22 protein-coding genes and 5 pseudogenes are annotated in these 22,741 nt (G+C 70.6%); 16 read left to right on the top strand and 11 right to left on the bottom strand.

Annotated elements, in window-relative coordinates; genetic code table 11:
• Positions 1-50: 50 nt before the first annotated feature.
• Together IM697_RS21665 and IM697_RS21660 are read right to left on the bottom strand one after the other, a co-directional pair.
• Complete coding sequence (locus tag IM697_RS21665) at positions 51-821, bottom strand: transposase (RefSeq protein ID WP_194049350.1); 771 nt, start codon at positions 819-821, stop codon at positions 51-53.
• 41 nt (positions 822-862) lie between these two features.
• Positions 863-1,264: a MafI family immunity protein gene (locus IM697_RS21660; protein ID WP_194049349.1), complete on the bottom strand. Its 402-nt coding sequence runs from the start codon at positions 1,262-1,264 to the stop codon at positions 863-865.
• Here IM697_RS21660 and IM697_RS21655 point away from each other — a divergent pair.
• Complete coding sequence (locus IM697_RS21655) at positions 1,263-2,033, top strand: transposase family protein (protein ID WP_194038123.1); 771 nt, start codon at positions 1,263-1,265, stop codon at positions 2,031-2,033. The two genes, IM697_RS21660 and IM697_RS21655, sit on opposite strands and share 2 nt — an antisense overlap.
• A 59-nt stretch (positions 2,034-2,092) precedes the next feature.
• Positions 2,093-2,248 (top strand): annotated as a pseudogene (locus IM697_RS21650) (DUF1801 domain-containing protein); the annotation flags it as partial.
• 8 nt (positions 2,249-2,256) lie between these two features.
• On the opposite strand, the gene IM697_RS21645 reads toward IM697_RS21650, so the two are convergent.
• From IM697_RS21645 to IM697_RS21635, 3 genes and pseudogenes are all read right to left on the bottom strand, one after another.
• Complete coding sequence (locus tag IM697_RS21645; protein WP_194049347.1) at positions 2,257-2,958, bottom strand: class I SAM-dependent methyltransferase; 702 nt, start codon at positions 2,956-2,958, stop codon at positions 2,257-2,259.
• A gap of 204 nt (positions 2,959-3,162) precedes the next feature.
• A complete protein-coding gene (locus IM697_RS21640; protein ID WP_194049346.1) occupies positions 3,163-3,522 on the bottom strand; it encodes a DoxX family protein in 360 nt (119 codons plus the stop codon).
• Positions 3,519-3,901, bottom strand: a pseudogene (locus IM697_RS21635) (cupin domain-containing protein). Before IM697_RS21635 ends, IM697_RS21640 begins: the two are co-directional and overlap by 4 nt.
• 81 nt (positions 3,902-3,982) lie before the next feature.
• Here IM697_RS21635 and IM697_RS21630 point away from each other — a divergent pair.
• Positions 3,983-4,834 (top strand): LysR family transcriptional regulator, encoded by an 852-nt coding sequence (locus IM697_RS21630; protein ID WP_228044811.1) that lies wholly within the window; start codon positions 3,983-3,985, stop codon positions 4,832-4,834.
• A 237-nt stretch (positions 4,835-5,071) separates the two neighbouring features.
• On the opposite strand, the pseudogene IM697_RS45920 reads toward IM697_RS21630, so the two are convergent.
• A pseudogene (locus IM697_RS45920) lies at positions 5,072-5,164 on the bottom strand (IS110 family transposase); the annotation flags it as partial.
• Between the two features lie 616 nt (positions 5,165-5,780).
• Here IM697_RS45920 and IM697_RS21625 point away from each other — a divergent pair.
• The 8 genes and pseudogenes from IM697_RS21625 to IM697_RS21590 all read left to right on the top strand — a co-directional run bounded on the left by IM697_RS21625 (position 5,781) and on the right by IM697_RS21590 (position 16,314).
• Positions 5,781-7,379: an amino acid permease gene (locus IM697_RS21625; protein ID WP_194049345.1), complete on the top strand. Its 1,599-nt coding sequence runs from the start codon at positions 5,781-5,783 to the stop codon at positions 7,377-7,379.
• 77 nt (positions 7,380-7,456) lie between these two features.
• On the top strand, positions 7,457-8,413 hold the full coding sequence (locus IM697_RS21620; protein ID WP_322734566.1) for an urea amidolyase associated protein UAAP1: 957 nt from the start codon (positions 7,457-7,459) through the stop codon (positions 8,411-8,413).
• Between the two features lies 1 nt (position 8,414).
• Positions 8,415-9,290, top strand: a complete 876-nt coding sequence (locus tag IM697_RS21615; protein WP_322734565.1) for an urea amidolyase associated protein UAAP2 — start codon at positions 8,415-8,417, stop codon at positions 9,288-9,290.
• Positions 9,287-12,877, top strand: coding sequence for an urea carboxylase (gene uca, locus IM697_RS21610; protein WP_194049344.1), 3,591 nt, complete (start codon positions 9,287-9,289; stop codon positions 12,875-12,877). Before IM697_RS21615 ends, uca begins: the two co-directional genes overlap by 4 nt.
• Positions 12,878-12,882: 5 nt before the next feature.
• Complete coding sequence (locus IM697_RS21605; protein ID WP_194049803.1) at positions 12,883-14,580, top strand: allophanate hydrolase; 1,698 nt, start codon at positions 12,883-12,885, stop codon at positions 14,578-14,580.
• Positions 14,581-14,657: 77 nt separating this feature from the next.
• Positions 14,658-15,341, top strand: coding sequence for a TetR/AcrR family transcriptional regulator (locus tag IM697_RS21600; RefSeq protein WP_194049343.1), 684 nt, complete (start codon positions 14,658-14,660; stop codon positions 15,339-15,341).
• Positions 15,342-15,360: 19 nt separating this feature from the next.
• Positions 15,361-15,529: pseudogene (locus IM697_RS46130) on the top strand (response regulator); the annotation flags it as partial.
• Positions 15,530-15,684: 155 nt separating this feature from the next.
• Positions 15,685-16,314, top strand: coding sequence for a LysE family translocator (locus IM697_RS21590; RefSeq protein ID WP_194049342.1), 630 nt, complete (start codon positions 15,685-15,687; stop codon positions 16,312-16,314).
• Between the two features lie 138 nt (positions 16,315-16,452).
• Here the strand turns inward: IM697_RS21590 and IM697_RS21585 are convergent, their stop codons facing one another.
• The 3 genes from IM697_RS21585 to IM697_RS45450 form a co-directional block, all read right to left on the bottom strand.
• The gene (locus tag IM697_RS21585; protein ID WP_228044809.1) at positions 16,453-17,514 is read right to left on the bottom strand and encodes a DNA topoisomerase subunit B; all 1,062 of its coding nucleotides are present in this window, start codon (positions 17,512-17,514) and stop codon (positions 16,453-16,455) included.
• 394 nt (positions 17,515-17,908) lie between these two features.
• Positions 17,909-18,814 (bottom strand): coiled-coil domain-containing protein, encoded by a 906-nt coding sequence (locus tag IM697_RS21580; RefSeq protein WP_194049340.1) that lies wholly within the window; start codon positions 18,812-18,814, stop codon positions 17,909-17,911.
• An 88-nt stretch (positions 18,815-18,902) separates the two neighbouring features.
• Positions 18,903-19,034 carry a hypothetical protein gene (locus IM697_RS45450; RefSeq protein ID WP_265582728.1) on the bottom strand — a complete coding sequence of 44 codons (132 nt, stop codon included), beginning with the start codon at positions 19,032-19,034 and terminating at the stop codon, positions 18,903-18,905.
• 224 nt (positions 19,035-19,258) lie between these two features.
• Between IM697_RS45450 and IM697_RS21575 the strand changes: the two genes are divergently transcribed.
• From IM697_RS21575 to IM697_RS21560, 4 genes are all read left to right on the top strand, one after another.
• Positions 19,259-19,651, top strand: a complete 393-nt coding sequence (locus IM697_RS21575) for a metalloregulator ArsR/SmtB family transcription factor (RefSeq protein WP_228044807.1) — start codon at positions 19,259-19,261, stop codon at positions 19,649-19,651.
• The gene (locus IM697_RS21570) at positions 19,648-20,139 is read left to right on the top strand and encodes an SRPBCC family protein (RefSeq protein WP_194049339.1); all 492 of its coding nucleotides are present in this window, start codon (positions 19,648-19,650) and stop codon (positions 20,137-20,139) included. The genes IM697_RS21575 and IM697_RS21570 overlap by 4 nt, the downstream gene beginning before the upstream one ends.
• A gap of 202 nt (positions 20,140-20,341) precedes the next feature.
• Positions 20,342-21,019 carry a DUF4232 domain-containing protein gene (locus IM697_RS21565; RefSeq protein WP_194049338.1) on the top strand — a complete coding sequence of 226 codons (678 nt, stop codon included), beginning with the start codon at positions 20,342-20,344 and terminating at the stop codon, positions 21,017-21,019.
• A gap of 232 nt (positions 21,020-21,251) precedes the next feature.
• Complete coding sequence (locus IM697_RS21560) at positions 21,252-21,869, top strand: TOPRIM nucleotidyl transferase/hydrolase domain-containing protein (protein WP_194049337.1); 618 nt, start codon at positions 21,252-21,254, stop codon at positions 21,867-21,869.
• Here IM697_RS21560 and IM697_RS21555 read toward each other — a convergent pair.
• Positions 21,791-22,036: pseudogene (locus IM697_RS21555) on the bottom strand (hypothetical protein); the annotation flags it as partial. The gene IM697_RS21560 and the pseudogene IM697_RS21555 sit on opposite strands and share 79 nt — an antisense overlap.
• Positions 21,928-22,158 carry a hypothetical protein gene (locus IM697_RS45915; RefSeq protein WP_407699640.1) on the bottom strand — a complete coding sequence of 77 codons (231 nt, stop codon included), beginning with the start codon at positions 22,156-22,158 and terminating at the stop codon, positions 21,928-21,930. The pseudogene IM697_RS21555 and the gene IM697_RS45915, both read right to left, overlap by 109 nt.
• A gap of 172 nt (positions 22,159-22,330) precedes the next feature.
• Between IM697_RS45915 and IM697_RS21550 the strand changes: the two genes are divergently transcribed.
• Positions 22,331-22,708 (top strand): peptidase inhibitor family I36 protein, encoded by a 378-nt coding sequence (locus IM697_RS21550; RefSeq protein ID WP_194049336.1) that lies wholly within the window; start codon positions 22,331-22,333, stop codon positions 22,706-22,708.
• Positions 22,709-22,741: the final 33 nt, after the last annotated feature.

Genomic DNA, 22,741 nt, shown 5'->3' with positions numbered 1-22,741 from the left:
TTGTCCCGTAAATGACCTCTACCGCGCTGGGTGACCTGCTTGTTTCCGTGTCACCCCGCGAGCGAGAGGTTGTGTAGGCGGGCGATGCCGAGCATTGCGTGGTGGACGCCGTCACCCTTCAGTCGGCAGTCGCGGAGGATCTTCCAGTTCTTCATGCGGGCGAAGACGTGCTCGACGCGGGCGCGGACCTTGCGGTGGGAGGCATTGTGTTCCTCTTTCCAGACCGGCAGTTCAGCCTGGCCGCGCTCACGGCGGTGCGGGATGACCAGACCGGTCCCTCGGTAGCCGCCATCGCCGATCACGGTGGTGCGGCCGACGGCGGACTTCGCGCCGGACAGCTCCCACGCCTTGCAGTCGTTGCGGTTGCCCACGACCGGCCGGCCGACCACGACGATCAGGCAGGTGTCGGCGTCGATGACGACCTGGTGGTTGGTCGAGTACCGGTAGTTCTTGGACTGCTCGGCAATGCTGTGATCGCGGGTGGGGACCAGGGTGCCGTCCACGATCAGCACCGTGTCCTTACGGAACCGCTTGCGGGGCTGGAGCGCGAGTAAGGGCCCGAGGTGGTCGATGATGCGGTCGGCCGCGGACTTCGACACCCCGAACAGCGGCGCAAGCTGCCGCAGCGTCAGGTTTGTCCGCCAGTATGCCGCGACCAGCAGCACTCGGTCCTCCAGCGGCAGGCTCCACGGCCGGCCCTTACGAACCGGGTCCTCACCCTCGCGCCGCAACGCGGCGAGCAGCCTGCCGAACTGCCGCGGGCTCAGCCCGGTGAACGGGGCTGTCCAGGACGGCTCCGACGCCGTAATCACACCAGCCACGGACAGGATCATCCCTCAACAAGATCACCGAGAGGCTGATATCAGTCGACCAACAGCTCGTCGAGGCGTTGCACGGACGTCGGGGTCCCCATCTCGGTGGCCAGCGCCACCAGTCGAGCGTGGTACTGCCGGGTGAGGGGCAGGGCGTCCTCATAGATCCACGAGCACATTGTGTCGAACGCCAATGCCTCCTCGCCATGCGAGAGCAAGTCGCGCACTTCCGTGATGACAGCCTCCGAGGTCAGCGGAGAGTCCCCCAGAAGCGCAGCCACACGCGCTCGATACGACAGGCTCACGAGCTGCCCCTTAGCAAGAGCTAAAACGGATCGACGACGCCCCCCATCCTCGCCGCGAGCCTGGAAGACTGTCGACTCATCCGACACTTGCGGGACAGCCCTTAAAGCGTGTTGCAGAACGCTGTGATCAGGGCATTTCCCTTGCATGGGTGGGGTGTTGAGGGCTGAGCCGGTCTGGGTGGAGACGTTCACCGGTCTGCGGGCTGAGCAGTTCGGGCGGCTGCTAAGGGCGGTTCGGGAACGTGGTGGTGAGGGGTGCGGGTGGGGTCGTCCGTGGCGGCTTCCGCTGGCCGAGCGGGTGCTGCTGGTGGCTGTCTACTACCGCACGAACCTCACGATGCGGCAGCTCGCCCCGCTGTTCGGCATCTCCCCGGCGACCGTGTGCCGGGTGATCCAGCGGCTGGGGCCGCTGCTCGCGCTCGAGCCGGTACGTGCCCCGCAGGAGGCAGTCGAGCGGTTGTGGATCGTGGACGGCACCCTCATCCCGGTCCGTGACCGAGGTGTGGGTGCCTCCTCGCGTAACTACCGTTTCTCAGCAAACGTGCAGGTCATCGTGGACGCAGACACCCGGCTCGTGGTGGCCGCGGCCCGTCCGCTGCCGGGCACCACCGCGGACGCGCACGCCTGGCGGCGCTCCGGACTGGCCGAGCACTGCGAAGGCGTGACGGTGCTCGGCGACGGCGCTTATCTCAACACCGGCCTGATCGTCCCGCACCGCAAACGCCCCGGACGGCCGCTACTCAAGGGCGAAGAGGAGGACAACGCGGAGCACCGCAAGGTCCGCGCCCGTGTGGAGCATGTGATCGGACGGATGAAGAATTACAAGATCCTGCGTGACTGCCGGCAGCGCGGCGACGGCCTCCATCACGCCGTTCAGGCCGTCGCCCGCATGCACAACCTCGCCCTCACCGCGTGACCAGACGCGACAAACGCCCAGTTCAGCCTGCCTGATCACAGCGTTCTGCAACACGCTTTAGCCAGGAGCAGTACATCTCCTTCTACCTCATGCGCGGCGATGTCCGGGACGAGTTCGAGGAGCGGCTGGCCGGACAGGACATGGGCAAGGGCTGTCTGCGTTTCCGTAGACCGGAGAACATCGATTTCGACCTGGTGCGAGACCTGCTCTTCTGAAACACGCCTCAGCAGCCTCCACCGACAGACCACCCAGCCTCGGGCCGAGCCGCTTCTTGGCCTGGGGTGGTCGGCGGTTCTGCAATGCCGATGAAGTTCCCGCCCCTGGGCCGGATGTCGACCGACCACCCCAACGCTGTGAGGTCGTCAGTGAGGGTCTGGGCATCGTGGAATACCTTCACGATGCGGTACTGGCTGCCGTCATCGAGGCGGCGCAGCGCCGCCGGGGCCGGCTGGTTCGCGAGGACTTCCTCCTGCGCGGCTGCGGCGGGGCCGTCGTCGATGAAGATCGCTTTGCCGCCCGGCGCGAGCGCGGCGGCGACGGAGTTCCAGAAGTCGGGCAACCGCGTCGGCGGGACATGGGAGAGCCAGAAGGCGAAGAACACGGTGTCGTAGCGTCGTGGCGGCTGCCACGCGAACAGGTCCGCCTCAAGGAATTGCACGGTGGGGGATGCGGTGCGCGCGCGAGCGAGGGCCAACACTTCCGCAGCCGCGTCGACAGCCGTCACTGACCGCGCCCGCGCGGCGAGTAGAGGGGTCCACTGGCCCGTTCCGCAGGCCAACTCCAGCACATCCCCGGCAATCGGGAGGTCATCGACGACAGCCAGCAGCCTCCGCAGGTCTTCGTACTCCGCATAGGGCCGGTCGTATTCGGCCGCGCCGGCCCTGTAGTAGGCCATCTGCTCTGCCAGAAGAGCGTCGTCATCCATGCGGGTCCTCGCATCCGGATTCAGTCAGAGCCAGGCGCTCAGCTCGACAGCTTGGTCGCCACAGGCAGTGTCGGCCTTCACCTTTGGGCAAGGTCAAGAATTGATTTTGTGGTCACCGTCCGCCAACGAATGCGACCCAGAGATGACCAGCCGACTCGACGGCCTCGAAGCCGACGTCAGGGGCGTCCGGGTGACTGCGCTCGGTCACAGCCCGGTGGCCAGCCAGATGGTCACGGCCGCGGTGGCGATGAGCCCGAGGTTGAGTGCGATCCGGCGGTCTTCGCCGGCCAGGTGGACGGCGACCGCACCGATCTGCAGGAGAACGAAGCCGATGGCCGCGGCCGGCGCCAGCGAGGGAGCGATGCCGGTCAGCGGCGGCAGGATCAGTCCGGTCGAGCCGAGCATTTCGACCGCACCCAGCGCTCTCACGACGGGCAACGGCGTGCGGTCGACCCAGGCCATCATCGGTCGGAGTTGATCGCGGCTGCGGAACATCTTCATCGCGCCCGCGTAGAAGTAGAAGAGGGCGAGCAGTCCCGCGATGATCCAATAGGCGATGTTCATGATTCCCCTTCAGCCGAAGGGCGGAAGCGCCACGGCTCGGTCGCGTAGCGGTTCATCGTGTCGATGTTGGCCTGTGGCGTCAGCCGCCGGCCGTCGGCGAGCACGTCCTGAAGGGCTCGGAAGTACCGCACGTACAGGTCGGGGGTGAAGGTGCTGAGCATGACGGCGGGTTGGTCGGTCAGGTTGGCGAAGGTGTGCGAGGTACCGGGCGGAACCATCACGAGCGTGCCCGCGGTGGCGTCGCAGCGCCGGAAAGGATGTAGAAGCCCTCGTCGTGTCGGGCGTGGCGGTGCTGGGGCGGTCCCAGGGTGTGTGGGGCGAGGACGGACTCGGCGATCGCGAGGCGGTGCCCGGTGTGACTGCCGGCTTCTTCGGTCATGCTCACGAGTGCACCGCCGGGGCCTTGTCGGTGTCCAAGACCTATCCCACGGCGCCGATACCTGGTGGGTATCGTTGCAGCGTGGAGCTGCGGACCTTGCGCTACTTCGTGGCGGTCGCCGAGGAACTCCACTTCGGCCGGGCCGCCACCCGACTGCACATGAGCCAGCCGCCGCTGAGCCGGGCGATCAAGCAGTTGGAGGCCGATGTCGGCGCCCTGCTGTTCGCCCGCTCGCCTGTCGGCGTCATGCTCACGCCGGTGGGCACGGTGCTGCTCGACGAGGCGCGGGCCCTGCTCGACCATGCCGACCGCGTCCGTGAACGCGTGAGCGCGGCGGCCAGCGGCACGACCATCACCGTCGGCATCCTGGGTGACGGCACCGACCCGGGAGTGACCAGGCTGGCCGCCGCCTACCGCCGGCGCCACCCCGGCATCGAGATCCGCATCCGCGACACCGATCTGACCGACCCGACGTGCGGGCTGCGCGCCGGATCGGTCGACGTCGCCTTGACTCGAGCGCCGTTCGACGAGACCGCCCTGACGGTGCGTGTGCTGCGGACCGATCAGGTCGGCGTGGTCCTGCGCGCCGATGATCCGCTGGCCCGCAGCGACCGGCTGCGGCTGGCCGACCTCAGCGACCGCCGCTGGTTTCAGTTCCCGCAGGGAACCGACCCCGACTGGCAGTCGTACTGGAACGGCGGCAGGCCGCGCGAGGGCCCCGTGGTGCGTGCCGTCCAGGAGTGCCTGCAGGCCGTGCTGTGGAACGGCACCGTCGGCCTGGCCCCGCTCGGACACGACCTGCCCGCGGAGTTGGCCGTGGTACCGCTGATCGACATGGCGCCGAGCCGAGTGGTGGCGGTGTGGAATGAAGGGGACACCAACCCGTTGATCCGGTCCTTCATCGAGATCGCGACAGCCGCGTACCGCCACTGAGCACCGGCGAGCGGTGCTGCCGCAGCTCATGAACGATTCGAACGCGGCGGCCCTCGGTTCGTGTGTTTGGACGGTACGGAGCCACTGGTTCCTCGCCCTCGGCGCGTCTGCGGTCGTCGAAGGCGTGATGGTCGCGGCGCACGACGTGGCGGGTGCGCGGCCAGGTCTCCTGCCGCTGGGCGCCGATCAGGCGGATGGCAGCTGGGGTCTGGTAGCCGGTCAGCAAGGTCCTGAGGGCGGGTGCGGGTCGCGGCGCACGCGGACCTGGTCGGCGATGACGGCGGCGTCCTTGGCGTCGGTTTTGCCCTCGCCTCGGTAGCTTTCGGAGACGGGTTCATGGCCCGGCCGGAGATACGGAGCGATCATTCGCAATTCCTGACGATCCGGCAGCGGGAGAATTGGCGGCAATCGCACGCGTGGAGCGAGGGATTCAGCAGCCGGACGAGGCTTGAGCGCGGAGTGCAGCCCGTGCTGCATACCGTGCATGTCGCCTTGAAGGTGACCTTCAGCAGCGCGTTGGCGCGTTCGGCGACGGCGTGGGCGTCTCGGACCACGGCGTTGAACGCCTCGGCGGGCTCGGCGAGTTCACCGCCTCTGGGCTTCTTGACCGGGTGGCGGAGAGCCGGTTCAGGGCGTCGAGCAGGCCGTGGGCCCGGGCCCAGGTGGTGTCGTGCTCGCGGCCCGGCCGGACCAGCCGGGTGCCATCGACGAACCGGCGCAGCACCGTTGCTGAGAAGAACTCAGTGCTCGCCGCCTTCGCCACCAGTCGCTGACGAGCCCGATTCTGCTGACGCCGCCCGGGGCGACAGCCGGCGTCACGGTGTCCATCACGCCCGAGCGGCACCGGTTACACGACGTTAACGCCCGTGACTCTGCAGTGAGACCAGTCCGCCCCACCATCGCAATACCTGTCACTCGACAGGTAACCCCGTTCGGAGGTGCGGTGATGAACCGATCTGAGCTCACCCCTGCGTCATATCCCGGCGACGGCGTCGCCACCAGCACCGCTCCCGTCGGTTATCACCAGGAACTGCGCCGCGGCATGGGCAGCTTCGCGTCATTCGCCGCGGGTTTCTCCTTCGTGTCGATCCTCACCACCGTCTTCCAGCTCTTCGGCCTCGGCTTCGGCCTCGGTGGGGCGGCGTTCTTCTGGACCTGGCCGCTGGTGTTCGTGGGCCAGTTGCTGGTCGCGCTGTGCTTCGCCGAACTGGCCGCGCGCTGGCCCATCTCCGGGGTGATCTACCAGTGGTCGAGCCGACTGGCCGGCACCACGGTCGGCTGGTTCACCGGCTGGATCATGATCATTGGGCAGATCCTCACCGTCGCGGCGGCCGCGATCGCCGCGCAGGCGGTGTTGCCGGCCATCTGGTCCGGCTTCCAGATCGTCGGCGGAGCGGACGCCGACCCGTCGGTCGCCTCCCCCACCGGCGCCCAGAACGCGGTCCTGTTGGGCTGCGTCCTGCTGGTGATCACCACCGTCGTGAACATCCTCGGCATCCGTCAGATGGCCGCCGCCACCAGCATCGGCGTCATGATCGAGATCGTCGGTGTGATCGCGCTGGTGCTGGTGCTCTTCTTCCTGCCCGAGCGGGGCCCGCAGGTGGTGGTCCACAACACCGGCTGGGCCGGGGAGGGCGGCTACCTCGGGGCCTTCCTCGCCTCTTCGCTGATGGCGGCGTACGTCATGGTCGGCTTCGACTCGGCGGGCGAGTTGGCGGAGGAGACGCACAGCCCACGCCGGACCACTCCCCGTACCATCCTGCGGGCGCTGGTCATCTCCGGCATCGGCGGCGCGTTGCTGATCCTCTCGGGATTGCTGGCGGCAAGCAGCCTGACCGACGGCAACCTGGCCGCAGGCGGCCTTTCCTGGGTGCTCACCGACCGGCTCGGAGACGTTCTGGGGCGGCTGCTGCTGTGCTGTGTCGCGGTCGCGGTGTTCGCCTGCACCCTCGCCGTGCAGACCTCCGGCGCCCGCATGATCTACTCCATGGCGCGCGAGGGCGCCCTGCCCTTCCACCGGTACCTCGGGAAGGTGTCGGCCCGCACGGGCACGCCGATCATCACCTCGATCGTGGTCGGCGTCGGTGCCGCGACCGCGCTCCTGGTCAACATCCACCAGTCGGCGATCTTCACCGCGCTCTCCAGCCTCTGCATCGCCATGCTCTACCTGGCCTACCTGGGTGTGACGCTGCCGCTGCTGGTCGCCCGGATCCGGTACCGGGGCACCGACCGGCTCCCGGCCGGCGTCGACGAGACGGGGCAGCCACTGTTCTCACTGGGGCGCTGGGGCACGGTCGTCAACACACTCGCCGTGCTCTTCCAGGTCGGCATGGCGGTCAACCTGCTGTGGCCGCGCGCGGAGATCTACGACCTCACCGAGGGCACCTGGTGGCTGCAGTGGAGCGCACTGCTGTTCATCGGGCTCAGCTTCGCCGTCGGTGCCGGCTACTTCCTCGCCCGCCGGCTGCACCGCCGGATCGAGCTGCGACACGTTCCCCACACCCACCTCGAGCCGCCCGCCGAGGCCGTCCCCGAGCCCGCCTGACGGCTCGGCGGTACGCGCCCCGGCACGCATCACCGGACGCGCTGACGACGCACCGACGAAGGGACGACGGCACACCCATGATGACGACGACCGAAGGGCCGACGGCCGACACTCCGCACGGCGGGCAACACACCGGATGCTCCGGCGAGCAGCAGCCCGCCGAAAGCCCCTTCCAGCAGCAGACCCCCGCCAAGGTCCGTGACCTGCACCTGACCGACAGTGTCCACAGCGCCCGCGACGACGCCCGCGCACAGGGCGGGCAGGCGGGCGAGTGGATGCCGTATCTCCCGGCGTCCGCCGGCCCGCACTGCCCGCCGGGAGTGGACCGGGCCGCCCTGGTGTGGGCGGAGACCGTGGCACCCGGCGGCTACACCCACAAGGTCGTCGCCCGCGGCAGCCGGCTGCGGTTCGACGACCCGACCGGTGACGCCTGCGCGCATCTGCTGCTCTTCAACGCCCTGGAACCGGTCGAGCGGCTGAACGTCGCCGACACCCAGAAGATCCCCTGGCAGGCGTACCTGGGCGTGAACCACCCGCTGTTGTCCGGTGACGGCCGGATCATGGCCGTCGTCTCCGGCGACTCCTCCGGTCGGCACGACGCCTTCTGCGGCACCACCACCGACGCCTGGAACGCCCGCAAGTACGGGGACGCCCGCCCCGAGGGACCGTCCCCGTCGGGCCGCGGACTCTTCGTCAAAGCGGCCGCCAAACATGGTCTGAACCGGCGTGATCTGCCGCCGAGCGTGTCCTTCTTCCAGGGCGTACGCGTCCAGGCGGACGGCGCCCTCACCTGGCAGGGCAGCGCGGGCCCGGGCGCGCATGTCGAACTCGTCGCGGAGATGCCCCTCCTGGTGCTGGTCGCCAACGTCGCTCATCCGCTGGACCCGCGCCCCGGATACGTCGTCGGACCGCTACGGGTGCACGCCTGGCGCGGCGCCGCGACCGGTCCCGACGAGGAGCGGTTCACCGCGACGCCGGAGCTGCACCGGGCGTACCTCAACACCGTCGACTACTGCGAAGCCCGGGGGCTGTGACATGGCGACCAGTCAGACCGAGAACACCGCGCCCGCCACGCCCGGTGCGAACACCGTGAACACCGTGAAGACCCACCCCACCGCGTCGGGCGGCACCGTCGCCTCCACCGTCCCGGTCGGTGCCGTGTACGCGGAGGGCTCCGCCCTTGACTGGGGAGCGAGCCTGGTCGAGGGCGCCGTAGTCCTGGACGAGCAGGTGTCACCCAACGCGCCCTGGTCGGCGGTGGTGGCCGAGGGGCACGTCCTGACGATCGTCGACGTCGGCGGCAACCAGTCCGCCGACTGCGTGCTCTACAACGCCGACGACCCGGAGGAGCGCTACAGCGTCCCCGACACGCTGGCCTGGCAGGGCAACGCCTACGTGCGCACGGGCACCGTCCTGCGCAGCAACGAGGGCCGACCGCTGATGACCGTCGTCGCCAACGAGATCGACCGTCAGGACACCATCGGCGGCGCGTGCGGCAAGGAGTCCAACACCCTGCGCTACGGCCACCATGTGATGTTCCATCACGGCTGCCGCGAGAACTTCCTCGCCGAGGCGTCCCGGCGCGGCCTGGGGGTGCGGGACCTCGTCTCCAACCTCAACTGGTTCATGAACGTGCCCGTCGAGGCGGACGGCGCGCTGGGCATCGTGGACGGCATGTCGGCGCCCGGCCGCCGGGTCGCGGTGCGCGCCGAGACGGACGTCCTGGTGCTGGTGTCCAACTGCCCGCAGATGAACAACCCGTGCAACGACTTCAATCCGACCCCGCTGCGGATGATCGTCGTGGACCCGCCCAGCCCGCCCAGCCCGGCGAGCCCGGCGAGCCCGGCGAGCCCCGACGGCGCGAGCCGGCGACCCGCGCGGGGCCCCGGCACCCCGGAGGGCGCCGCGTGACCCGCCCCACCGCCGTTCTCGTCGCCAACCGCGGTGAGATAGCCCGCCGTGTCATCCGCACGGCCGCTCGGATGGGCCTGGCCACCGTCGCCGTCTTCTCCGACGCCGACCGGGCCGCCCCACACGTCCGCGAGGCCGACCACGCGGTCCGCCTCGGTCCGGCCCCCGCCCGCGACTCGTATCTGCGCGGCGACGCGATCATCGAGGCGGCCCTCGACACGGGCGCCGGAATCATCCACCCGGGCTACGGCTTCCTCTCCGAGAACGCCGCCTTCGCACGCGCCGTCGAGGAGTCCGGCCTGCGTTTCGCGGGGCCGACCGCCGACCAGATCACCGCCTTCGGCGCGAAGCACACCGCCCGCGCCCTGGCCGAGGCGGCCGGAGTACCGCTGCTGGCCGGGACGGGGCTGCTCACGAGCGCCGAGGAGGCCGTCACCGCGGCCGAGTCGATCGGGCTGCCCGTGATGGTCAAGGCCACCGGCGGTGGCGGCGGCATCGGCATGCAGGCGTGTGTCACCGCCGACGAGGTGCGCGAGGCCTTCGGCCGCGTGGCCGCGCTCGCCGAGTCCAACTTCGGGTCGGCCGGGTTGTTCCTGGAGCGCCTGGTGCGCCCGGCCCGTCATGTCGAGGTGCAGGTCTTCGGCGACGGCACCGGGCGGATCGCCGTCATCGGCGACCGTGACTGCTCGTTGCAGCGCCGCAACCAGAAGGTGGTCGAGGAGGCCCCGGCCCCCGACCTGCCCGACCGTGTCCGCGCGCTGCTGCACCACTCCTCGCGCCAGTTGCTCGCTTCGGTCGGCTACCGCGGAGCGGGGACCGTGGAGTTCGTCTACGACCCGGCGCGCGAAGAAGCCAGCTTCCTGGAGGTCAACACCCGGCTCCAGGTCGAGCATCCGGTGACCGAGGAGGCGTACGGCGTCGACCTCGTCGAACTCATGCTCGCCCTGGCCCGCGACGGCCGGGTCGACGACGCGGTGTTCGAGCGGGAGTGGACGCCCACCGGACATGCCGTTCAGGCCCGGGTCTACGCCGAGGACCCCGGCAAGGACTGCCTGCCCTCCTCGGGCCTGATCACCCGGGCGGTCTTCCCCGGCCAGGGCAGCGACGAGATGGCTGGTGTCCGGGTGGACGGTTTCGTCGAGACCGGCCTGGAGGTCTCGCCATTCTACGACCCCATGCTCGCCAAGGTGATCGCGCACGGCGCCACCCGCGACACCGCGTTCGACGTACTCGGGGAGGCCCTCGGCGCGAGCCGGATCGACGGCATCGTGACCAACCTGGGCCTGCTGCGCTCGCTCACCGTGCGCGGCGAGGTGCGCGAGGCCGCGCACAGCACGAGCACGCTCGACACCACCGTCGACCCCGAGCCGCGTATCGACGTCCTGGTGCCCGGCGCGATGACCACCGTCCAGGACCTGCCCGGCCGGCTCGGCTACTGGCACGTGGGCGTTCCGCCGAGCGGCCCCTTCGACACCGTCTCCTTCGCCGAGGCCAATCTGGCCGTCGGCAACCCGGCCGAGGCCGCCGCGCTCGAAGTCACCGCCGGCGGCCTGACTCTGCGCTTCTCCGCCGCCACCGTGGTCGCCGTCACCGGCGCCCCCGTTCCCGTCACCGTGGACGGCGCCATGGCGGACCTGTGGGAGCCGGTCCCGGTCCCGGCCGGCGCCACCCTGGCGCTCGGCGCCGCACAGGGGCCCGGCCTGCGCACCTACGTGGCCGTCCGGGGCGGCATCGACGTGCCCCCATACCTGGGCAGCGCCTCGACGTTCACCCTCGGTGGCTTCGGCGGCCACGGCGGCCGGGCGCTGCTCGCCGGAGACGTGCTGCGGCCCGCGGCGTCCACCGGCGCCCCCGGTGGCCCGACCCCGCCCGAGCGCCGCCCCGCGATCACCTCGCGCTGGCGGATCGGTGTCACCGAAGGACCGCACGCGGCACCGGAGTTCTTCACCCGCGACGACATCGACACCCTCTACGCCACCGACTACAAGGTGCACCACAACTCGGCCCGCACCGGGATCCGCCTGATCGGACCCAGGCCGCGGTGGGCCCGCCAGGACGGCGGCGAGGCGGGACTGCACCCGTCCAACATCCACGACACGCCGTACGCGGTGGGCGCTCTGGACTTCACCGGCGACACGCCGATCGTCCTGGGCCCCGACGGGCCGTCCCTGGGCGGGTTCGTCTGCCCCGCGGTGGTCGCCAGCGGCGAGCTGTGGAAGCTCGGCCAGCTCCGCCCCGGCGACACGGTCCGGTTCGTACCGGTCAAGGAGGCCGAGGCGGCCGCCCTCGACGCCCGCCGCGCCTCGCCCGCGCTGATCAGCGCGGGCGGAGACGGCGACGACGGCGTACTGGGCCGACTGGAGGCCACCGATACGCGCCCCGGCGTGACCTATCGCCGCGACGGCGACGACAACGTCCTCGTCGAGTACGGCCCCATGACGCTCGACCTCGGCCTGCGGATGCGGGTGCACGCCCTGCGGGAGACCCTGGCCGCGCACGCGCCCGACGGCATCGTCGACGTCACCCCGGGCATCCGTTCCCTGCAGATCCACACCGACGCCCGCCGGCTCAGGGCCCGCGACCTCACCGCGCTGCTGCGCGAACTGGAGGACGAGGTCCCGCCCACCGACGAGTTGGTGGTCCCCTCCCGCACGGTACGGCTGCCGCTCAGCTGGGACGATCCGGCGACCCGCCTCGCCATCGAGCGCTACATGGCCGGGGTGCGTGACGACGCCCCCTGGTGCCCGTGGAACATCGAGTTCATCCGTCGTGTCAACGGCCTGGAGAGCGCCGACGACGTCTACCGCACGGTCTTCGACGCCTCCTACCTGGTACTGGGCCTCGGGGACGTCTACCTCGGCGCCCCCGTGGCCACCCCGCTCGACCCTCGGCACCGCCTGGTGACCACCAAGTACAACCCGGCCCGCACCTGGACCGCGGAGAACTCCGTCGGCATCGGCGGTGCCTATCTGTGCATCTACGGCATGGAAGGCCCCGGCGGCTATCAGTTCGTCGGCCGCACCGTGCAGATCTGGAACCGGTTCCGCAGGGGCGGCCTGTTCCAGGACTCCCCTTGGGCCCTGCGCTTCTTCGACCGCATCGAGTGGTACCCCGTCACCGCGGAGGAACTCCTCGAACTGCGCGCCGAGACCGACGCCGGCCGCGGTCCCCTCGACACGGAGGAGGGCGTCTTCTCGATCGCCGACCACAACGCCTTCCTCACCGCCAACGCCGACTCGATCACCGCCTTCCGGCAGCGGCAGAGCGCCGCGTTCGAGGCCGAGAAGGAACGCTGGCGGGCCGCAGGCGAGTTCGACCGGGACGACGGTCCCGAACCCCCGGCCGCCGGCTCCGTCACCGTCCCCGACGGCGCGGTCCCGGTCACCGCCCCGTTCACCGCCACCGTCTGGCAGACCGTCGCACAACCGGGCACCACCGTCGCCGAAGGCGACCCGATCCTGTCGCTGGAGGCGATGAAAATGGAGACCAAAGTGAGTGCCCCCGCCGCCGGAACGCTCCTGGAGATCTACGTCAAACCCGGCGAGCAGGTCGCTCCCGGCCAGGTCCTCGCGACGGTGAAGGCATGAGCGCCATGACCCCGGTCGAACGCGCCGAGGCCGCCTACGACCGCATCGAATCCGCCGACCGGCCCGAGATCTGGATCCATCTCAGGCCCCGCCACGAGGTGCTCGCCGAAGCCGCCGGAATCGACCCCGGACTGCCACTGGCCGGCTTGGTCGCGGCCGTCAAGGACAACATCGACGTCGCCGGCCTGCACACGAGCGCCGGCGCGCCGTCCTACGCCTACCTGCCGCGGTGCGACGCGCCCGCGGTGGCACGGCTGCGCGCGGCCGGCGCGCTGGTTCTCGGCAAGACCAACCTGGACCAGTTCGCCACCGGCCTGGTCGGCACCCGCAGCCCCTACGGCGCGGTGCGCAACGCCTGGGACCCGGCCCGCGTTTCCGGCGGGTCGTCATCCGGCTCCGCCGTCGCGGTCGCGCTGGGCATCGCCGACATCGCGCTCGGCACCGACACGGCCGGCTCCGGACGGGTGCCCGCCGCCCTCAACGGCATCGTCGGTGTCAAACCCACCAAGGGCCTGGTGCCCGTGACCGGTGTGGTCCCGGCGTGCTACACCCTCGACTGCGTGACTGTCTTCGCCCGCGACCTGCGGCTCGCCCGCACGGCCGCGGAGATCGTCGAGGGCCCCGACCCTGCCGACCCGCTCTCCCGCACCGGCACCCAGCTCCCGCCGCCGCCCGCGCGCCCCAAGGTCGCGGTCCCGGCCCCGGAGCACCTGGAGGGCATGGCCGACGGCTGGCGCGAGGCCTTCGACGCCGCGGTCGCCCGCCTGGCGGGCACCGGAGTGGAGATCGTCGAGACCGATGTCACCCCGCTGCTGGAGGCCGCGCAACTGCTGTACGGCGGCGCGTTCGTGGCCGAGCGGTACGCCGCGGTGGGCGAGCACCTGGACAAGCACCGCGACCTGATCGGTACGGACCTCGACCCCACCGTCGCCGCCATCGTGCTGGCCGGCCGGGAGAAGACCGCCGTCGACTGGGCCGCCGACACCGCCCGGCTCGCCGCCCTCGGCGCCGCCGCGCGTACGGCCCTGGACGGCTGCGCGGCGCTCCTCACCCCGACCACCACCTGGCACCCCACGCTCGACGAGGTGGCGGCGGACCGGGTCGGTGCCAACGCCCGCATGGGCCGCTTCACCAACTTCGCCAACCTGCTGGACTACGCCTCGCTCGCCGTTCCCGCCGGGTCCGTGGACGGCCTGCCGTTCGGTGTGATGCTCACCGGCCCCGCGTTCTCCGACCGCGCCCTGGCCGCCCTGGCCGAACGGTTCGCCGATCCGGGGCTCGACCTCTTCGTGGTCGGCGCGCACCTCACCGGACAACCCCTGAACGCCCAACTGGTCCAGGCGGGCGGCACATTGGTGGGCCCAGCACGCACCGCCGGCAACTACAGGCTGCATGCCCTGGCCACCGAGCCGGCCAAGCCGGGCCTGGTCAGGGTCGCTCAGGGCGGGCCGGATACCGGAACCGGCCCACACGGTGACACGGGGGCGGAAGACGGCTCGGGCATCGAGGGCGAGATCTGGCGGCTGCCGGCAGCGGGGTTCGGGGCGCTGACCGCCGCTGTTCCCGCGCCCCTGGCCATCGGCACCGTCGAACTGGCCGACGGACGGCACATCAGCGGCTTCCTGGTGGAGCCGTACGCCGTCGAGGGCGCCCCCGACATCACCCGGTACGGCGGCTGGCGGGCCTATCTGGCGTCCCCGTGACCGGAGCCGGGCCGGCACCGGCGGGCACCCTGGTACCGGCCACGGCCGGGTGCCCGCCGAGGTGGCAGGATGGGATCATGAACGCGACGCGGCCCCGCCAAGGAAGACCCCGGCACACGCCGCCGTCCGACCCCGGCATCTCCGCTCGGGAACAGATCCTCGACGCCGCCGGTGCGCTCTTCGTCGAACGCGGCGTCGCCGCCACCAGCACCCGCGTGATCGCCGAGCGGGTGGGCATCAGACAGGCCTCGCTGTACTACCACTTCGCCACCAAGGACGAGATCCTCGCCGAACTGCTGGCCACCTCGGTCCGGCCGAGCCTGGAGATGGTGGAGCGGATCCAGGCGTGGGTGCCGGAGCGGGCGACCGCGGCCGCGGCTCTCTACGCGGTGGCGGCGACGGACGTACGCACCTTGTCCCGCACCCCGTACAACATCGGCACGCTCTATCTCCTGCCGGAGGTGCTGTCCGAGCGGTTCGACGCCTTCCGTGCCGACCGGGGTCGACTGCAGGAGAGCTACGGGGCCCTCGGCACCTTGGCGGCAACCGCGGACGTCGCCCGCGGCCTGCGGCCCGAGCGGATCGGCGAACTGCTGATCCAGCTGGTAGAGGTCGTCATTCAGCTACGCCGTTCCCGTGAGCCGGACGCCGCCGACACGGATGCCATCGCGTCATCGTGTCTGCGGCTGTGCGGGCTCGGCGAGCCGGTGGTGTCCGCCGCCAGGGTCGAGGCGCGCGACCTGCTGAGCCGCTTGGCCTGACTGGGAGTTCGCCCGGCTCGTGTGGCCGGTGGCGCGCGACACTCAGGAGGACATCGAGGTCGTGGGGCGAGGCCGAGGACGGTGTGCAGGCGGTACGCATCGCCGCCGGGACGACGAAGGTCCTGATGCTGACGACCTTCGGCCTCGACGAGTACGTGTACGACGCGCTCGCGGCGGGGACGGGCGGCCCGAGATCACCAAGCGGGTGATCGGCGAGTTCGTGCACGCGCGGGCGTCCGCTCATTGCACGAACTCCTCGAGGTTCACCGATGCGTACGCGCCTCACCACAGTTGAGCCGGATAATCGATTGCCTGGCCGAGCGTCAGGCGTAAGGCTCGCCGAATGCCCGTGGATCCTCACCTGCTCACCGTCTTCACGGTGACCACGATCGTCGCTCTGGTCACACCAGGGCCGGACATGCTGTTCGTACTCGGATGCGGCATGCGGGGCGGGGCCCGCGCCGGGCTGTTGGCAACCCTCGGGGTGATCACGGGGGACGCGTTGTACGTCGTCGCGGCAGCCGCCGGGCTCGCCGTCCTGCTCACCGCGTTCCCGGTCGTGTTCACGGTGCTGAGGTTCGCCGGGGCCGCCTATCTCGTCTATCTCGGTGTCCAGATAATCCGCAAGCGCAAGAACGCACAGGCCGACGATCCGGCCGCCGGCGGGATGTCTGGGCGGCGCGCGTTCCTCAACGGCGTGGTGTCCTCGGCGGCCAACCCGCAGACGTTCACGTTCATGGTCGCGTTCCTGCCTCAGTTCATCGACCCGGCGGCGGGTCCGGTGTGGGTGCAATTCGCCGTCCTCGGCTGCGTCCTGATCGTCCTGGAGTTCCTCGCCGACGGGACGGTCGGCATCCTGGCCGGGCGCATCGGCGGCTGGCTGCGTGAACGGCAGGTGGTGCGGCGCCGGATCGACACCGCGACCGGGAGTCTGTTCATCGGTCTGGGCGTCCGGCTGGCAGCGGAACGCTGACAGTGCGGACGGTGCTGCTCACGCTCGTCGGCGGCGGCACAGTGGCGAGCCGGTTTGCGGGGGCGTCCAAGCAGGTCGCATGGCATGGCCCGCTGTGGGCGTTTGTGCGAAGGCCCAGCCGTCCGCTGCTGTTGCTGTTCAGTCCTGATGGATGCCGCGAACGATCCGGTCGACGACCTCCGCGGCCCGTTCCGGGTGCTCCTCGAACCAGCAGCCGAGATGTTCCTGTACGGCCTCCCCGACGCAGGCGCGCACCTCGGCGTCGCCCAGCAGTCCGCGCGTGGCGCCGGAGAACTCGGGACGGTCCAGCTTCACCGACACGATCGCCGTCAGGCCCTCACCGATCCGGTCGGCGACGGGACCGGGATCCGCCGCCGTCAGCAGCCCCCGCTTCCGGGCATACGCGGTGACCGCGGCCGCGACCCCGTCGCGGAAGCCGTCCGCGTGTGTGCCGCCCTGAGGAGTGGCCCGGCTGTTGGCGAAGCTGTGCACCCGCTCCACACGGGAGGCGCTCCACAGCAGGGCCACCTCCATCGTCCCCGCCATCCGCGGGTCCTCCCGCTCGAAGCCGATGACGTCCGGATGGAGGAGCGCCCCAGTCTCCGCGTCGAGGGCCGCCACAAAGTCCCGTACGCCGTCCGGGAACCGGAACCGCGCCACCCTCGCCCCTGCCGCCGGGCGTTCGTCTGTCAGTGAGATCTCCAGTCCCCGGTTGAGGAAGGCCACCTGGCGGAAGCGCTCTGCCAGCACGGCGAACGAGCACTGCGTCGTCTCGAAGATCTCGGCATCGGGCCAGAAGGCGATGGTCGTCCCGCTGCCGGTCGCCGGTCCCACGGCGGCGGGCGGGGCGAGGGCGACACCGCGCGCGTACTCCTGGGCCCGGCTGACCCCGTCGCGCCGCACCTCGACCGTCAGCCGACTCGACAGGGCGTTGGCGACGAAGAGCCCGATACCGAGATGGCCCAGCGCCACGACGTGTCGGCCACTGGGCTCGGACTCCGTGTGCAGGCTGGTCAGCAGGGCCTCGAGGCCTGGGCCACCAGTGTCTGCGGCGACCCCGGCTTCGAAGGCGCCTCCCGGCCCGTCGTCAGCGACGCGCACCCCGCCGTCGGACGTGAGCGTGACATCGACGCAGCCGGCGCCCGTGGCCAGCACCTCGTTCACCGCCCGGCCCGCGACCTCGAGCACGAGCTGATGCACGCCATGTTCCGTGGTCGATCCGACCCACATCCCGGGCCGCTTGCGAACGGCTTCCCGCCCCTCCAGCACCTCGATTCGGGCAGCCTCGTACTCCATGCCATCCCCACTCACGAAGACCCCTCCCATGGTGTCCGGCAGATCTCCCCAGCGTAGGCGGAATCCAGGAGAACAGCAGGTCAGAGGCACTTCGTGGAGGCTGTGAACGGGTCGTTGAGGGCCTGTCGGGGGATGGTCGGCCCCGGGAGCGCGCACGGCGCCCGAAACGTGTTCGGGGGCCGGCCGGGCCCGTGTACGGCCTCGTTCCTGGCGACCCTGGGGCCGCCAATTCCGGTACGTGGCAGGTCGTTTCAGACGTGCCGGTGCCGGTTCCGGCGTCGGCGGCGCTTTCAGGTCCTCAGCGTTTGCGGACGAGCTGTTCGGCGAGCTGCCTGGCACGTGTGGCGGCGCTCTTGGCCCGGCGCCGGGCTTCGCGGGCAGCCCGGTCGGTGTCCCGTGTGTCGTCACGCGCACGGCGGGCGGCATCCCGGGCCTGCCGCTGCTCGCTCTCGGCTTCCTTCATCTGCTGAGACAGCTCGGCGAGGCGCTGCTCGGCCTGCTGCCGACGTTCCTCCGCCGCGCGCTGTGCCTCCCGGGCCACGGCCAGTTCCTTCTCACGTTCCTCCAGCCCCCGCTCGGCGTCCGCGGCCTGCTGGCGGGCCTGCTCGAGGCGCTCCTGTTGCTCCTTGCGGCGGGCGCGCGCGGTGTTCAGATCGACCACCTGGCCGGCCCGCTTGGCATCGCGGCGGGCGGCCGGGGCCGTCTTCGGCGCCCGGGGCGTCTGGGGCAGGGCGGGGAATCCGACCGGGGCGCTCAACGGCTTCGTCAGACGGCCACGGGCCCACTGCCGAGCGGCCTCCGGGTCGGCCAGCACCGCGTGCAGGGTCTCTTGAACCTCACGTTGGGCGCTTTCGCTGATGCGCTGCCCTGCCCGGGCGGCCAACTGCCCGGCGTGCCGAACCAGAGCGGAGGTCACTTGCCGTTGCTGTGCCGACAGTTCCCGAAGCTGCTCGCCGTCCAGGTCCTGATGAGCCTGCCGCAGCGCCTGGCCGAGCCGGAGCAGACGTTCGGTTTCGTCCGGCTGCTCGCGTACCAGCAGGTTGCTGGCCCACGCCGACGCGGAGGGGCGGCGTAGACGGTGGATCCGTTCAGCCAGATCCCGGTCCCCCGCTGCGCGGGCGGCCTTGGCGCGCTCGTCCCGGGTGGTGATGAAGTCGCCCGGTGGCAGGCCGTACAGCTCGTCGGCGACAGCGTCGAAGTCCACCCGTTCCTCCAACCATCACTTCTCCCGTATGTAGAGTTTGTCATGGTTCTGAGGAGCCTTTGCCTGGCGTCACTGCCGCTGCGCCGCTTCACTCTTCATCCCGCTCCGGCAGGCGTGAGTAGCCGGCGGGTCCCGGCGTCTGGCCCTCCGCGGGATAGGCGCAGTCGAGGCTGGAGATCTCGTAGTCCTCGCCCTCGTTCTGCTCCTGGTCGACGACCACCGCCGGGCCCCCACAGCCGTTTCATCCCTCTCCCCTTCCACGTCCGACTCGGTTGCCGCTTCACAACGTCGCCGTCAGAGACGGTCCGTCCGGTCACCGTGCCCGTCGCTGGTCACCGATCGTGGGGGTGGCCACCCCCGCGTGTGACTGCAGCATCAAGTCGCGCGCCATGGCTGATGGCTTCTTGTCGGCTTGATGCGTAACCTATAGGTTACGCTTTTGCTGTGGACGAACTGAGCGAGGTGGCCAGCGCCATCGCCGATCCGGTACGCCGGGAGATCCTGGTGATGTTGCGCCACACCCCGCTCACGGCAGGCGACATCGCCGCCCGGTTCGCCATCAGCCGGCCTGCGGTCAGTCGCCATCTGCGCGTACTGCGGGAGAGCGGCCTGGTCCGGGACCAGCAGGTCGGACGCCATCGGCGCTATTCGCTCGTCCGCTCCCGGCTGGATGACCTCACCGCCTGGCTCGCCCAGTTCGACGCCCAGCGCCTCGACTGGCCGCAGCGTCTGGCGGCGCTGGAGACCGAGGTCCACCGCACCCGACGGGACCGCGGCCGGGCCGCTTCCGCCAACGATCAGCGCTCCGCACGCCACCCCAAGGAGGACACGGCATGACCATCGAACCCACCGGACAGCTCATCCCCACGCCGACGGGGTACGACCTGATCCTCACGCGCGTCTACCGCGCCTCCGCCGACGACGTCTGGGCGAGTGTCACCGAGCCGGAGCGCACCGCCCGCTGGTTCGGCCCGTGGCGCGGCGAGGCGGCTCCCGGCCGCACCGTTGAGGTGCAGATGGTGTTCGAGGAGTCGGCGCCCTGGTGCCCACTCCGGATCGAAGCCTGCGAACCGCCGCGTCGGCTCGCCGTCTCGATGGAGGACGAGGCCGGATCCTGGTCGATGGAACTGCTGCTGGCCGAGACCGACGGCACCACCGAACTCCGGCTGGTCCAGCACCTCGCCTCCACAGAGCACCTCGGCGAGACCGGCCCCGGCTGGGAGTACTACCTGGACATGCTCACCGCCGCACGCACGGGCGGGCCACGGCCCGACTTCGAGGACTACTACCCCGCGCAGAAGGCCTACTTCGAGTCCCTGGCCTGAGCTTGGAGAGTTCCGACGGGCACGTAACATCCCGTGCCGCCTCCATATCCGCTTCGTGATCATGTCACCAGTCCGTGACAGCGTTGTCCTGGAACGAAGGCACCGGGATCCCCTCGGCTCGCAGACTCCTCATAGTGATCGAGAAAGGCACTGAGAAGCCGAACCGCTTCGGCGTCAACCACCGATCACCCAGGGGGATTTCATGTCCGGCAACCGTCGCAAGACCATCCTCGTCTCCGCAGCCCTCGTGGGCGGCGCCATGCTGATGACCGCGTGCCAGGACTCGGGCGAGTCCACGGACAGCGGCGCCGCGCAGGGGTCTTCGTCCGCCACTCCGGCCGGCGATGCGGCCACCCCGTCCGGATCGTCGACCGCAGGCGGCGGCAAGGGCACCGACAAGGGCTCTGACGCGTCGGGCCAGGGATCCAGCGACGGGGCCGGCTCCGGTGCCCACACCGGCACCGGCGGGCGGGAGCCGGTCGGGCAGACCTGCGGCGCGAACGACATCTCCTGGAGCACCAGGTCCGAGACCCAGGCCGGCGGATACATCCTGATCACCGCGAAGGCGAAGTCGGGGATCACCTGTTACCTGCCCGCCGCGCTGCCGACCGTGGCGTTCGGATCCGACGGCACCCAGGCGGGTCCCGCCGAGCAGTCCGTCGGCAAGCAGATAAAGCTCAGCGGGAGCATCACCGCGTACGCCGGCGTGAACCCCAAGACCACCAGCGGAAACGGCGGCAAGGAACTGGACAGCATCATCGTCGGCGTCGGTGACGACGACCCCAACCCGGTTTCCCTGCCGGTCGGCACCATCACCGTCGAGAACCCGATCGTCACCAACTGGCACACCGCCCCGACAGACGCCGTTCCCTTCGACTGAGCGAACCGGCAGCGAGTGATCCATGCTCGAACGGCTCGGCGTCCGCCTCTGATCCCACCGGCCTGTCCCCGTCTGCACGCAACGGGGAGATTCGGACAGCCCGCGTCACCGCTTGCCCTGGCCCGCCCGCCTGTCGAACCGACGACGACCAACGGCACCACCGACAGCGCACGGCCGCCCACGTCGGAAAACGCCTGGCACGGCAGCCGCACACGGGCGGACACTCGTCCCCATGGCCGACATGGGCGCATTCAAGGAAGCAGTCACTGCATGGGCGGCCGGCGGCCCCGGCCGCCCCGCGCGCGAACTCGCCGCCGAGTTGTCCGTGCGGACCGTCGTCCTGCTCGAAGGGCCCAGCGACGCCGCCGCGGTCGGCACGCTGGCCGAGCGGCGCGGTCGGGACCTGGCGGCCGAGGGCGCCTGTCTCGTGGCCATGGGCGGTGCCATGAGCATCGCACGCTATGCCCGGCTCCTCGGACCAGCCGGCCTCGGCCTGCGGCTCACCGGACTCTGCGACGTGGCAGAACGTCCCTACTACAGCCGCGCCCTGCACAGCACCGGCATCGCGCAGCCGGACATCTTCGTCTGCACCGCCGATCTCGAAGACGAACTCATCCGCGCGCTCGGCACAGACCGCGTCGAAGAACTCGTCCACGCCCAGGACGACCAGCGCGCCCTGCACACCTTCCTACGCCAGCCCGCGCAACAGGACCGCGCTCCGAGGCAGCAGCTGCGTCGTTTCCTCGGCACCAAGAAGGGGCGCAAGATCCATTACGCCCGCGTCCTCACCGAGGCCCTCGGCCCCGACCAGGTACCCACACCGCTCAACGACCTGCTCGCCAGCCTCTGACATGAGGCCTGGTCGGAGCTGAGGTAGACCACCATGTGTGCGATCTCCTCCGGTTCGATCAGCCGTTGCAGCAGGCTCTGTGGGCGGTGCTCGCGCATGAAGGCACGCTGGGCCTCGTCCCACGGCAGGTCGCGGTCCACGAGTTCGCGGACGAAGTCCTCCACCCCGGGCTGCGGCCGTTCACGCCCACGCGGGCTCCGGGGCGGGCCAGGCCGGCGGCGATCGCCGCGCCGATGCCCTGGGTGGAACCGGTGACCAGGTCGGTGCGGCCCTTCAGATCGATCCGCATGCCGCGCAACCTCTTTCCCGTGCGGATCGCCTGCGCGCGCCGTCGGCCATGCCCGTCAGCATTCGCTTTCGACGTGGATCGAATCTTCTGGCGGAGGGCGGTCGGTGACAGGCAGGCTGAGACGCGTACGTGACCAAGATCTTCGGTATTCCGACCAAGGGGGAACAACGACATGCGCAAACAAGCTGCCGTCGGGGCAGTGGCGGCTGCCGCTTTCGCCACCGTGCTGGTCACCGCGCCGGGCGCGTCGGCGGAGGCCAATCCGCCCGGCTGTGGGAAGGAGTACTTCTGCGCCTACAGCGGTGAGAACCAGACCGGTCGGCTCGTCGTGAAGACCAAGGGCAACTGGAGTGGAAACGTCGCCTTCCGCTCGGCGTTCAACAACGGGGTGCGCTTCCCGGGTGCCGACCACGTCGACGTGACCTACACCTCGCCCGGCGGGGGCGGCGAAACGGCCTGCCTGCACTACAACCCCGGCCCCGGCGCCTACAAGGCGAACGCGGCCCCGGGCACGCGCATCGTCAAGGTCGTATGGCGCGGCGAGTGCTGAGGCACTGACAGCGCAGCTGTGTCGGCCGGCGCG

Origin of the sequence: Streptomyces ferrugineus (assembly GCF_015160855.1) — a bacterium.
Lineage (GTDB): Bacteria > Actinomycetota > Actinomycetes > Streptomycetales > Streptomycetaceae > Streptomyces > Streptomyces ferrugineus.
This window is presented reverse-complemented; position numbering and strand designations above follow the sequence as displayed.